A 12,470-nucleotide genomic window follows, 5' to 3' on the forward strand; every position below is an offset into this window, starting at 1 on the left:
TAGCAGGCGGGGTAGCAGGCGGGGAGGGCGGCTGATGTCAGGCGGTTGCCGCCGGGGGGCCGAACCAGTGCGCGAGGCTCTCCCGCAGTTCCTGCGCCGCCATCTCGACGGGTGCGGACGGTGTGCCGATCCAGGCCGCGTGTCCGTCCGGGCGGACGAGGACCGCGTGGGCGCCGTGCAGGGCCTGCGGGTGGGTGTGGGCGGTGGTGACGCGGTCCGTCCAGGGGTGGGCGGCGGCGGAGAGGGGGTGAGCCTGCGGTGTGCCGTCGAGGAGCAGGGCGCCGCCGGGTGTGCGGGCCAGCAGCGCCGTGAGGCCGTCCGCACCGGCCGGGCCCAGGGGGAGGTCCGGCACCATCCGTCCGGCCCAGGGGTGTCCGGGGGCGCCGGAGGCGGGGTAGCGGGTGGCGACACCGGTGATCTCCTCGGCCACCGGGCCGGCGGTGGCCTCGGATTCGGCCAGTTCCGCGAGGAGTTCACGGACCGGCGCCAGACGGTCGTCGTCCCCGTCGGCCTGGGCGAGCACCGCCTGGGCGCGGGTGTTGCGGAGCAGTCGGGTGCCGGCCGCGTGGCGTTCGTCGTGGTAGGTGTCGAGCAGGGTGTCCGCCGCCTGCCCGCGTGCCACCAGGGCGAGTTTCCAGCCCAGGTTGACGGCGTCGTCGATCGCCGCGTTGACGCCGATGGCACCGGCCGGGGGGTGGATGTGCGCGGCGTCCCCGGCGAGCAGGATCCGGCCCGCCCGGAACCGCTCGGCGAGCCGCGCCGCGTCCCCGAACCGGGTCAGCCACCGGGCCTCGGCGATCTCGGCCCGGTGCCCCAGTGCGGCTTCGATCGCGCGCTGGAAGGAGTCGAGCGACACGGGCTCGTGCGGGTCCGCGGGCGGTGCGGGGTCGGCGGTGAGGAGACGGACGTAGCCGGGGCGCGGGATCGCGAACACCGAGCGGCCGTCGGGCCCGGTGTTGGGGCCGTACGGGACGGCTGACGGGTCGGCGAGCACCACGTCCCCGAGCAGGGTGAAGTTCCGGGCCGGCGTCCCGGGGAAGCCGATCCCGGCCGCCTTGCGCACCGTGCTGCGGCCCCCGTCGCAGCCGACCAGCCACCGGCAACGCAGGGTCGACGGGCCGTCCGGGCCCTCGACCTCGGCCGTCACGCCGTCACCGTCCTGCCGCAGCCCGGTGAGGCGCCGGCCGCGGACCAGGCGCGCACCCGATCCCACGGCCCACTCGGCGAGCAGTTCCTCGACCCGGGTCTGGGGGATGCCCAGGATGTAGCGGTGTTTCGCGCGCATGGCCGTGAGGTCGAGCCGGGACGCACCGACGAACATGGTCGTCGGCACGGTCGGTCCCTCGGCGAGGAAGCGGGCGGCCAGGCCCCGGCGGTCGAACAGCTCCAGACTCCGGGCGTTGAGGTTGAACCCGCGGCAGTAGCCGGGCGGTTCGGGCTCCCGCTCCAGAACCAGCGCCCGCACCCCGGCGCGCCCCAGCTCCCCGCCGAGTGCCAGCCCGGCGGGCCCGGCGCCGACCACCAGAACGTCGACGGTCTCGTCCTGCGTCGCGTCGTCAGTCATCGTCCGCCCCCGTCCGGCCGAGTCCCGGCCAGGTCAGTGTTCCGTGCTCGATCTCGTCGGCGGTGCGCTCGACCCAGGCCAGCTCGGACTGCGCCATGGCGGCGGCGTACTCGGCCTCGATGACGAACAGGCGCGGCGCGTCGTGCTCCTCGCGGGCCACGCGGTAGGCCTCGGCGTCCCGCGTGATCCGCTCCCGCAGCGCGGCGGCCCGCTCGCGCAGCGCCTCCGCCGCGCGGGCGGGGCCCAGCGCGCCGAGGTAGCCGACGGCGGAGAGGAAGCGCGGGTACTCGGGGGAGGGCTCCCGGATCAGCTCGTCGAGCCAGTCGGTGAAGCCGTCCCGCCCGGCGGGGGTGTGGCGGTAGACGGTGCGGGCCGGGCGGTTGCCGACCTGCTCGGTGCCGTCCGCCTCGATCCAGCCGTCCCGGGTGAGCGCGCGGACGGTGTCGTAGAGCGAGCCGGTCGTCAGTTTGAACGCGCGCTCCATGCCGCGCTCGCGCAGTGTGCCGGCCAGGGCGTGGGGGTGCATCGGCTGTTCCAGCAGCAGCCCGAGGACGGCGAGGGCGAGGGTGTTGGCCGGGCGTTTCGGCGAGTGCTGGGCGGCGGCGGGGGGTTGACGGGTGGTCATGAGGCTCCAGTGCGTCGACTCGGTTGATTACCAGGTGTCGATTACTTGGATCCGAGCATATGGAGCCGAGGGTGCCGGGCGCAAGGCTGTGGGTGGGGGCGTTCGGCGGGTGCCGCCCCGCGGCTCGGCACGCCGTCGGGCGGCGGGGCGCGCCACCCGTCGTCCCGGTCAGGACCCACCCTCCCTCGTGTTGATCGCCTGTCTACCGGTGCCGCATAGCGTCCTTCCCCGTACCCGGCCCGACCCCCGGGCCGCCGCCGAAGGGAGAACTCTCGTGCTGCGCAAGACTCGTGCCTTGCTGACCGGTTCAGCCGTCGCTCTGGCGCTCACCCTCACCTCGACCACCTTCACCGCCCATGCCGCCGGCGATCAGAGCGGCATCGACGCCTGCGCCCGGGAGGCCCAGCTGGCGGGCTTCGCGAAGGACAAGTCCGGCGAGGGCCGCAACGACGACGCGATCTACGCCGTCGCGATCGCCATGGCCGAGTCCGGCTGCGACCGCCTGGCCGTCCACACCAACCTCCCCACCGACCCCGACCCGGGCACCAAGGACCTCGGTGCCTGGCAGATCAACGAGCGCTGGTACCCCGACGTCCACTACCACGACTCCGGGGTCGTCACCGCCGAGAACTGGCAGGACATGGGCTGGTCGGCCCGCAAGGCCTGGAAGATCGACAACGACGGCACCGGCCGGGGCTGGGCGTCCTGGGCGGCCTGGCACCTGGGCACCTACCAGCAGTACCTCGGCCAAGCACGGGACGCGGTCTACCGCGTCTGGCAGTGACGCCCCACCGGGGGTGAGCACCTCGATCACCCGTCCCGTCCGGCCGGCCCTGGTGCCCCCTGAACGGCACCAGGGCCGGCCGGTCCGTGCCCCGGTCGAGCACGGACCTGCCGCCGGGAGCAGACGTTCGCCGAACCGGCCGGGCTCACCCCACCGCCGGCCGGCTCCTGACCGCCCGAGTCGGCCACCGGGCCTTCGCCGCCCGCCGCCCCGGCCCGCCGCCTCGGCCCGCGCCGATGCGACGCGGCCGGGCCCCGGCTACCAGCGGTCGTGCACCTGCGGCCGGATGCGGCGGTCGTACAGGTCCCGGACGGCGTCGAGCGTGGCCGGCGGCAGCGGTGCCAGCGCGGCGGCGGCCGCGTTCGCCCGCGCCTGCGCGACATTGCGGGCCCCGGGGATCACCGTCGTCACCCCCGGCTGCTGGATGATCCAGCGAAGCGCCGTCTGCGCGGCTGTCGCGCCCTCGGGTGCCAGCGCGGCGAACTCCGCCGCCGCCTCGACGCCCGTCGCGAAGTCCACGCCGGAGAAGGTCTCGCCCTGGTCGAAGGCCTCGCCGTGGCGGTTGTAGGTGCGGTGGTCGTCCGGGGCGAAGACGGTCCGCTCGCTGTAGCGGCCCGAGAGCAGCCCCGAGGCGAGCGGCACCCGCGCCAGGATCGCGACCCCGGCCGCCTCGGCGGCGGGCAGCACCCGCTCCAGCGGCTTGAGCCGGAACGCGTTCAGGATGATCTGCACGCTCGCGACGCCCGGGCGCGCGATCGCGGTCAGTGCCTCCGCGCAGGTCTCGACGCTCACCCCGTAGCCGGCGATCCGCTCCTCCGCCACCAGGGTGTCCAGGGCGTCGAACACCTCGTCCGAGGAGTAGACGGGCGTCGGCGGGCAGTGCAGCTGCACCAGGTCCAGCCGCTCCACGCCCAGGTTCGCGCGTGAACGGTCCGCCCAGGCGCGGAAGTTGGCGAGGTGGTAGTGCTCGGGGCGCTGCGCGACCCGGCGGCCGAACTTGGTGGCGACGAACACCTCCGCGTCCGGGCGCTCCTTCAGGAAACGGCCGATCAGCCGCTCGCTGCGGCCGTCGCCGTAGACGTCGGCGGTGTCGAAGAGCGTGACACCCGCCTCCACGGAGGCGTCCAGCACGGCCAGGGCGTCCTCCTCCCGGACGTCTCCCCAGTCGGCGCCGAGCTGCCAGGTGCCGAGTCCGACGATCGAGACGGGACGGCCGGTGCGGCCGAGTACACGCTGTTCCATGGCACGAGCCTCTCACGCCGCGTCGACCGGTGCCCGCCCCGGTGATCACGGCTACCTGCATCACGACTCCTTCACGCGGTAGGGGGTGTGCCAGTCTCCTGGGTCCGGCCGGTCGAGGACGACGGTGACGTGGTGTTCTCGTTCGGGGGAGAACCCTGGCGTCCCCGCCGCGGCTCGTCGACCGTCGGGCAAGGCGTCGCCACCGCCGACCTCCGGTCCGGCCCACCCGGAACCGAACCCAACTCCCGTGTCCTGGTGCTATGTTCGAAGTGTCCGTGCCATGCTCGCAGGAACCCGGGGGCTGCCCATGACCGACGCCGCCCGCGACACCGACCCCGGAGCCGCCGCCCCGAACGGCGAGCAGGTCACCAGGGCGCTGCTCGCCGAATACGCTGCCGGTGTCCGCGAGTTCGGCGGTCGGACGTTCACCGGGCTGCGGCTCGGCCGGGAGGACCTCAGTGACGCCGTCTTCGTCGACTGCGAGTTCGACGACTGCGTCCTCGCGATGGGCACCTTCGACCGCTGCGAGTTCCGGGGCTGCCGCCTGCGCCGCGTCAACGCCATCCAGGCCAGCTTCGTCCAGGCCCGGTTCCTGCACTGCGACCTCGCACAGGCGGCCTTCCGTGCCGCCGACTTCTTCAAGGCCACCTTCCGCGGCGGGACGTTCGGCGGCAACTACCGCGAGGCGTTCTTCGTCCAGGCGGTCTTCGACGAGATCACCTTCAACGGCGCCGTCTTCGCCGACGCCCACTTCGGGTTCAACGTCTTCGCCGGTGCCGAGTTCGTGGCCACCACGCTGGACCCGGTGGTCGTCAACGGGCTGTGCCAGATCGACGAGCGCACCATCGCCGCCTCCTTCATCCTGAACGGCCGGGTTCTGGACGTCGCCCGCGAGCAGCTGCCGGACGACCGGGCCGTCGAGGAGCTGACCCGCGACCTCGCCGGCCTGGAGAGGTTCTTCGTCCGGGCCGGTGCCGACCCGGACGCCGTACGCGCGTACCGCGACGCCGCACGCAGCGCCCGAGAGCCGGCCCGCCCCAGCGTCTTCATCAGCTACAGCTCGGCCGACGAGTCCTTCGCCGCCAAGCTGCGCAGCCATCTGGAAGCCAACGGCGTGGACACCTGGTTCGCCCCGCACGACATCCGCGGCGGCCGGACGATCCTGGAGCAGATCACCGAGGAGATCCAGCGGCGGGGGCGGATGATCCTCGTGCTGTCCGAGGCCAGCATGGCCAGCAACTGGGTGGCCACCGAGATCGGCCGGGCCGTACGGGCGGAGCGGCAGAGCGGCACCCGAAAGCTCTTCCCGATCCGCATCGTCGCCCACGAGTGGCTGCTGGGCTGGGAACTCTTCGACGCCGATGCGGGCTACGACGTGGCCCGCACCATCCGCGAGTACTACATCCCGGACTTCCACGACGACGGCGACGGCCTCGCCTTCGCCCAGGCCGTCAGCCGCCTGGCCCGCGACCTGCGGGAGGGCTGAGGGCCCGGCCGGGGCCCGCAGGTCGCGCCCGGCGGCGGCCGGTGCTCAGCGGCGGTAGACGGCCGTCGCGATCTCGACCAGGGAGCGGATCAGCGGGTTGGTGTCGCCCTCGTTCCACGCCACCACCACCCGGCTCGGCGCCATGTCGGCCAGCGGCACCACGGCGAGTTGCGCGGGCAGGTCGTGTCCGAGCGGCATCAGGCCGACGGTGCCGTTCCACAGCACGGCCTGTAGGCATTCCTGGACGGCCCGCACCACCGGTCCCTCGCGCGGGCTGCCGCCGTGCCAGTAGGACTGCCAGGCGGGGTCGGTGCCCGGTGGGAACCGGAACCAGCGGCGGCCGTCCAGTTCGGCGAGCCGCAGCCCGTCGCGGCCGGCCAGCGGATCGTCGGCGCGCAGGACCGCGCCGACCGGGTCGGCCCGGAGGGTACGGACCGTCAGGGCGGTCCGGTCGAACGGCGCCCGGGTCAGGGCGACGTCGACCAGTCCGGCGCGCAGCCCGCACGTCGGGTCGGTCAGGTCGGTGTCGCGGACGCGGATGTCGATGCCGGGGTGGCGTCGGCGGTAGGCGGCGGCCAGGCCGGAGACCCCGGGGTCGGTGCCGTCGCCCAGGATGCCGACGGTGACGGTCGCGACGCCGGCCGCCGCGCCCACCCGGGCCCGGAGCCGGTCGGCGTGTTCGAGCAGCCCCCGTGCCTCGTCGAGCAGCACCGCGCCGACGGGGGTGAGTGCGACGCCGGCGGGGGAGCGGGTGAACAGCAGGGCCCCGACCTCGGTCTCCAGCCGCTGGATCGCCCGGCTCAGCGGTGGCTGGGTCATGTGCAGCCGGTGGGCCGCCCGGCCGAAGTGGAGTTCCTCGGCGACGGCGACGAAATAGCGCAGGCTCTGCAAGTCCACGCTGTCACGATACCCATCCGGTATCGGTGCTGCGGGACTGGTCTTGGACAGCCGGCGGGCCCCGGCGGTGGAGTGGTGGGCATGACCGAAGACACCGCAACCGGCACCGCAGCCATCACCGCAGCCGGCACCGAAGCCGACCCCGCGCGCACCGCCGACCCCGCCGTCGTCCTGGTGCGCCCCGGCGAGGGCGAGACGATCGTGCTGGGCCCCACGCGGATGCGCGTCCTGGAGGACGGCAGCCACACCGGGCACCGCCTCGCGATCGCCGAGTCCGTGCTCGCCCCGCACACCGAGGGGCCGCCACAGCACCGCCACGCCCAGCACGACGAGGGCTTCTACGTCCTCTCCGGCACCGTGCGCTTCACCGTCGGGGAGCAGGACCACGACGCCGTGGCGGGCACGTTCGTGCTCGTCCCACCCGGCGCCCCGCACACCTTCGCCAACCGGACCGACCGACCCGCCGTCCTGCTCAGCACGTTCACCCCCGACCTGTACGTGCAGTACTTCCGGGACCTCGCGCAGGTGCTCGCCGCCGGCCGCCCGCTGACACCCCGGGCGAACATCGAGACGATGAGCCGCTACGCGACCGTGCCGGCCGCCGCGCCCGCGACCACGGCCGCCCCGGACACCGAATGAGCATCGCCTACTGGACGGTCGCGGGCCCGCTGGCGCTCTTCTACGGCTACGCGGGCACGCTGAAGACGGTCCGCGGCCCCGATCGGCTCCGGCCGATGATGGCCTGGGTGGACCGGGTGCCGCTCGCCGCCCTCAGGACGCTGGGGGTGGTGGAGGTGCTCGGCGCGGCCGGCCTGGTCCTGCCGCCGCTGACCGGCATCGCGCCCGCGCTGGCGCCGGCCGCGGCGATCGGCTTCGTCCTGCTGCAGGGCGGGGCGATCGTCGTCCACCTGACCGGTGGAGACCGCCGGATCGGCCTGAACGCCGGTCTGGTCACCGCCGCCGCCGTGGCCGTCTGGCTGGCCACCGGGTCCTGAGCCCGGCCGGCCACCGGGTCCTGAGCCCGGCCGGCCGCCGGCCGGCCGGGCTCAGGACGACGGCCCAGAGCCGCATGCTTCCTCGGGAGTGTTAGCTTAGGCTGGCCTAAGCAGGATGCGCGATCACACAGCCCAGGGGGGCACCATGACAGACCAACCGACCCGCCGCACACCGCGGGCCCGTGAAGCACGGGTGCTGCGCACCGAGCGGATCACGCCGCACATGGTGCGACTGGTCCTCGGCGGTGCGGGGCTGGCGGACTTCGACGCCGCCGAGTTCACCGACCACTACATCAAGGTGCTCTTCACGCCCGAGGGCGTGAGCTACCCGGAGCCCTTCGATCTGGCGCGGATCCGTGAGGAGTTCCCGCCCGAGCAGCGGCCGGTCACCCGGACGTACACCGTGCGGGCCTGGGATCCGGTGCCGCGCGAGCTGACCGTCGACTTCGTGGTGCACGGCGACGAGGGCCTGGCCGGCCCGTGGGCGGCCCGCGCCCAGCCCGGCGAGACGGTGCGCTTCCTCGGCCCCGGCGGCGGCTACGTCCCCGATCCGAGCGCCGACTGGCACCTGCTGGCGGGCGACGAGAGCGCGCTGCCCGCGATCGCCGCGGCGCTGGAGCGGATGCCGGCCGACGCCGTGGTGCACGCCTTCGTCGAGGTCGCGGATGCCGCGGAGGAGCAGAAGATCATTTCGCCGGCCGGGGCCGAGATCAGCTGGCTGCACCGCGGCACGCGCCCGGTGGGCGAGGCGCTGGTCGAGGCGGTGGGCGCGCTGGACTTCCCGGCCGGCACGGCCTCCGCGTTCGTCCACGGTGAGGCGGGCTTCGTGAAGGAGCTGCGGCGCCTGCTGCGGGTGGAGCGAGGCGTCCCGCGCGAGCGGCTGTCGGTCTCGGGCTACTGGCGGCTCGGCCAGAGCGACGAGGCCTGGCGGGCGGCCAAGCGCGACTGGAACGCCGAGGTGGAGGCCGAGCAGGAGCAGGCCGGCTGATCCCGCTCCGCCGGGGCGGGTCCGTGTCGTGCTCCGCGGCCACCGCGCGTTCTCCAGGGTTCGGTACGGCCCTGGGGTTCCCGCGGTGGCCGCAGTCGTCCTCCGCTCGGTCCGTCATGTCCTGCTCGGCCCGCAGGAGTTCGCCGACGATCTGTCGCAGCGTCATGAACGCCTCCTCCGTAGGGAGTCGGCCGAGGGTCCGGGCCACGTGCGGCCGGTCCTCCGCCCGTGCGGGACGGCGCCCGACGTCGAGCGGTAGCGCCCCCGCGAAGCCTCGGAGCAAGCCGGGCGAGGTCGTCGTCCGTCGTGCGCTCCTCGCCCCTCCGGGGCAACCCGGGCCAGCGCTGCGCGAACCGTCTCCAGGGCGCCGTCGGGACGGTCCGATCGCCGCCTGATAGGCCCAGTCGGCCGACCAATCCGTACGACGTTTCGGCTGGTCAGGGCGGGTGCGGCTGCTCCAATGCCGCTCTGGAGCTGCGCCGGGTCGTGGTCGGCGGATACTGGAGGAGTGGAACGAATCCGCGCGGAGCGTTGCCCGAGAGGCCACACCGGACGGATTCGACCACGACACGGCAGATCCGGTGCCGTATGCGCCTTTCGGCCAATCGCTTCGGCGACGGTCGTGGGGCGGGCCGCCGGTGAGACGAGAGAAAGAAGTCAGCAATGAGTTACTTCGACCGTCGAGGCCATGGCGAGGGACGTCGTCGTCGCCGCCGCCGTCGTTACAACCGCCGTAGGCGGTTCGGACTGTGGTGACGGTGAGGCCGATGAGGGCTGCTTCCAACAGCCCGTCATAGCTCCACCCGAGGGCCGGCGGCGCCGCCGCCGGCCCTTCATCCTGTCCTCCGGACTCTGAACGGGGTGCCGCAGTGCACGGTGCAACGCCTTCGGGGGGCCGGGACGACGCGACGGCCGACCAGGGACCGGTGGCGGACTCGCCCGACATTCCGCTGCGCGAGCTCTTCCACCGCTTCTGGCCGTGGGTCCGCCCGGACCTGCGCTGGCTCCCGTTCAGCGCGGTCCTGCTGGTCCTCGGCGCCTTCGGCGAGGTCGTCTCGGTCTGGCTGTTCAAGGACCTGATCGACGACGTCCTCGTGCCGCGCCGCTTCGCCGACTTCTGGCTGCTCGCCGGGCTCATGCTGGGCACGGCCGTCGTCGCCGGGCTGCTCACCTACGCGGGGACGTACACCAGCACCAGGACCGCCGAACGCTACATGCTCCGGCTGCGCACCGGCACCCTGGCCCACCTGCACACCCTGCCCCCCGACACCCTGGAGACCCGCTGGCGCGGCGACCTCGTCGCCCGGCTGACCACCGACATCGCCGCGATCGAGCAGATGGTGGCGACCGGGCTGGTCGAGGGCGGGGTGGCCGCCGTCAGCCTGCTGCTGTTCACCGGTGCCGCGTTCTACCTCAGCTGGCCGCTCACCCTGGCAGCGCTGGTGGCCGCACCCCTGTTCATCCTCGCCACCGGCCTGTTCGGCCGGGGCATCCGCCGCCGGGAACGGCAGGTCCAGCGCCGCGCCGGCGGCGTCACCGCCCTGCTGGAGGAGACGCTGCGCAACGCCGTCGTCACCCGGACGTACGGCCAGGAGAGCCGCGAGGTCGAACGGGTCGACCGGGAGGGCCGGGCCCTGCTCGCCGCCGAACTGTCCGCCGCCCGGGTGGCCGACCTCTACCAGCCCTTCATCGGGGTGCTGCAACTGCTCGCCGGGCTGGTCGTGGTGGGCGTCGGCGCTTTCGAGGTCATCCACGGCAACCTGAGCCTCGGCGGCCTGCTCGCGTTCGCGGCCTTCATGGCCCAGCTCTTCGAACCCGCCCAGCAGCTCGCCGGGCTCGTCCCGCTGGCCGGCGCCGCCTGCGCCTCCGGCGAACGCGTCCTGGAGCTGCACGACCTGACCAGCCCCGTGCGGGAACGCGACGACGCCCGGGACGCCGGGCCGGTGCGCGGCCGGATCACCTACGAGGGTGTCCGTGCCGCCTACCCGGGCAGCTCCGGGCCCCCGGCGCTGGCCGGCCTGGACTTCGACCTCCGTCCCGGCGGGACGCTCGCCGTGGTCGGGCCCAGCGGCAGCGGGAAGTCCACGCTCGCCAAACTGCTGGTCCGCTTCCTCGACCCGGAGAGCGGCACCGTCCGCCTCGACGGCCGGGACATCCGGGAGCTCACCCTCGCCTCCCTGCGCCGGGCCGTGACCCTACTGCCCCAGCAGGCACCCCTCTTCCACGCCTCGATCACCGACAACATCGCCTACGGCCGCCCCGACGCCCGGCCGGACGAGATCGAACACGCGGCCCGGAACGCCGGCGCCCATGACTTCATCACCGCACTCCCGGACGGCTACGACACGGTCATCGGTGCGGACGGCTTCCAGCTCTCCGGCGGTCAGGCCCAGCGCGTCGCCATCGCCCGGGCCTTCCTGCGCGACACCCCGGTCCTCGTCCTGGACGAACCCACCACCGGACTGGACCCGCGCACCCTCGAACAGCTCATCGCCCCGCTGCGCCGCCTGATGGCCGGTCGCACGGTCATCCTGATCACCCACGACCGGGCCCTGCTGCCCCTCGCCGACGACGTGCTCGCCCTCGACGCCCCGGGCCCCGTCCCGGCGGTGGTCCCCGCCAACCACCCTGGGTGATCACCCGGTGGCGGCGCTCCGTGGGCGCCGCCACCGGCCGCCGAGGACCTCCGGCCGGGCGGCGGGCGTGGGGACGCACGGTGCACACGTGCCGGGGCGCAGCGGGGCGCGTGAGTCGCCCGCCGGACCGGTTCACCCCATCGGTTCACCCCATCGGTTCACCCGATCGGATCACCCCGTCGGATCACCTCACCGGTTCACCCCATCGGATCACGACAGCCTCTCGACACGTTCCTGACATCGACGGACCAGGGTGGGTGGAACCCGCCGGGGGAGCGCCCCGGCTCCGCCTCCGAAAGGCTCCCGCGTGATGCCCTCCCGTCCGGTCTCCCTCACCGCCCGCGCCCTCGGGGCGGCCCTGCTGCTGTCCGGCGTCCCCGCCGGCACGGCGGCGGCTGCCACTGCCGGGCCGGCCGCCGCGCCCACCGTCACGACGGCGGAGGTGATGCCGCACCTCCAGGCCCTGCAACGGATCGCGGACCGCAACGGCGGCAACCGCGCGCACGGCACCCGGGGGTACACGGAGTCGGTGGCGTACGTGAAGCAGGCCCTGGACCGGGCCGGTTTCCGGACGCAGCTGCGCCGCTTCTCCCATGACGGCAAGGACGGCTACAACCTGATCGCCGACTGGCCGGGCGGCGACCCTCACCACGTCCTGCTCGCCGGAGCGCATCTGGACAGCGTCCCGATGGGCCCGGGGATCAACGACAACGGCTCCGGCTCGGCGGCCGTCCTGGCCACCGCCCTCCAGGTGGCCAGGGCCGGCCTGACGCCCGAGCGGCACCTGCGCTTCGCCTGGTGGGGGGCGGAGGAGCTGGGGATGGTCGGCTCGGCGGACTACGTCAAGAACCTGTCCGCCGGCGACCGCAAGGCCATCGACCTGTACCTCAACCTCGACCAGGCGGGCAGCAAGAACGTCCAGCAGTACCTCGTGGTGAAGGACCCGAAGAACGGTGGGACCGCGGCCTTCCAGGCCTTCGAGAACTGGTTCGGGGCAAGGGGGTTCGCCACCTTCGACATCCCGCTGGACAGCTCCGACAACCAGCCGTTCGGGGCCGCCGGAATCCCGTCGTCCGGCTTCAGCAGCGGGGTCTCGGACTGCCTCCACGACGCGTGCGACAACCTCGCCAACGTCGACCCCGCGACCCAGGTGACCAGCACCAACGCGCTGATCGGCGTGGTGTGGCAGTTCGCCGGCAAGACGCCCGCCGCCACCGCCCCCGCCACCGCCCGGTCCTGACCGCCCGTCCCCA

General features: G+C 73.9%; 11 protein-coding genes. 7 read left to right on the forward strand and 4 right to left on the reverse strand.

Annotation, left to right across the window (positions count from 1 at the left end; translation table 11 throughout):
* Positions 1-37: 37 nt before the first annotated feature.
* Together ACZ3YL_RS20535 and ACZ3YL_RS20540 are read right to left on the reverse strand one after the other, a co-directional pair.
* A complete protein-coding gene (locus ACZ3YL_RS20535; protein ID WP_465658895.1) occupies positions 38-1,564 on the reverse strand; it encodes an FAD-dependent monooxygenase in 1,527 nt (508 codons plus the stop codon).
* A complete protein-coding gene (locus ACZ3YL_RS20540) occupies positions 1,557-2,189 on the reverse strand; it encodes a PadR family transcriptional regulator (protein WP_188304525.1) in 633 nt (210 codons plus the stop codon). Before ACZ3YL_RS20540 ends, ACZ3YL_RS20535 begins: the two co-directional genes overlap by 8 nt.
* Positions 2,190-2,463: 274 nt before the next feature.
* Between ACZ3YL_RS20540 and ACZ3YL_RS20545 the strand changes: the two genes are divergently transcribed.
* The gene (locus ACZ3YL_RS20545; protein ID WP_188304526.1) at positions 2,464-2,973 is read left to right on the forward strand and encodes a transglycosylase SLT domain-containing protein; all 510 of its coding nucleotides are present in this window, start codon (positions 2,464-2,466) and stop codon (positions 2,971-2,973) included.
* A 258-nt stretch (positions 2,974-3,231) separates the two neighbouring features.
* Here the strand turns inward: ACZ3YL_RS20545 and ACZ3YL_RS20550 are convergent, their stop codons facing one another.
* A complete protein-coding gene (locus ACZ3YL_RS20550) occupies positions 3,232-4,215 on the reverse strand; it encodes an aldo/keto reductase (protein WP_465658897.1) in 984 nt (327 codons plus the stop codon).
* Positions 4,216-4,522: 307 nt separating this feature from the next.
* Between ACZ3YL_RS20550 and ACZ3YL_RS20555 the strand changes: the two genes are divergently transcribed.
* On the forward strand, positions 4,523-5,701 hold the full coding sequence (locus tag ACZ3YL_RS20555) for a toll/interleukin-1 receptor domain-containing protein (protein WP_465658898.1): 1,179 nt from the start codon (positions 4,523-4,525) through the stop codon (positions 5,699-5,701).
* Positions 5,702-5,746: 45 nt separating this feature from the next.
* Here the strand turns inward: ACZ3YL_RS20555 and ACZ3YL_RS20560 are convergent, their stop codons facing one another.
* On the reverse strand, positions 5,747-6,598 hold the full coding sequence (locus tag ACZ3YL_RS20560) for a LysR family transcriptional regulator (RefSeq protein WP_317621025.1): 852 nt from the start codon (positions 6,596-6,598) through the stop codon (positions 5,747-5,749).
* A gap of 219 nt (positions 6,599-6,817) precedes the next feature.
* Here ACZ3YL_RS20560 and ACZ3YL_RS20565 point away from each other — a divergent pair, with 219 nt between their 5' ends.
* The 5 genes from ACZ3YL_RS20565 (at position 6,818) to ACZ3YL_RS20585 (ending at position 12,457) form a co-directional block, all read left to right on the forward strand.
* Complete coding sequence (locus tag ACZ3YL_RS20565) at positions 6,818-7,237, forward strand: cupin domain-containing protein (RefSeq protein ID WP_465659016.1); 420 nt, start codon at positions 6,818-6,820, stop codon at positions 7,235-7,237.
* Entirely contained in the window at positions 7,234-7,593 is a 360-nt protein-coding gene (locus ACZ3YL_RS20570; RefSeq protein ID WP_188304530.1) for a DoxX family protein, read from the forward strand. The genes ACZ3YL_RS20565 and ACZ3YL_RS20570 overlap by 4 nt, the downstream gene beginning before the upstream one ends.
* Positions 7,594-7,738: 145 nt before the next feature.
* Entirely contained in the window at positions 7,739-8,581 is an 843-nt protein-coding gene (locus tag ACZ3YL_RS20575) for a siderophore-interacting protein (RefSeq protein WP_465658900.1), read from the forward strand.
* 926 nt (positions 8,582-9,507) lie between these two features.
* A complete protein-coding gene (locus tag ACZ3YL_RS20580; protein WP_465658901.1) occupies positions 9,508-11,217 on the forward strand; it encodes an ABC transporter ATP-binding protein in 1,710 nt (569 codons plus the stop codon).
* A gap of 310 nt (positions 11,218-11,527) precedes the next feature.
* The gene (locus tag ACZ3YL_RS20585; RefSeq protein WP_465658903.1) at positions 11,528-12,457 is read left to right on the forward strand and encodes a M20/M25/M40 family metallo-hydrolase; all 930 of its coding nucleotides are present in this window, start codon (positions 11,528-11,530) and stop codon (positions 12,455-12,457) included.
* Positions 12,458-12,470: the final 13 nt, after the last annotated feature.

Source organism: Kitasatospora sp. NPDC023176 (genome assembly GCF_055560495.1).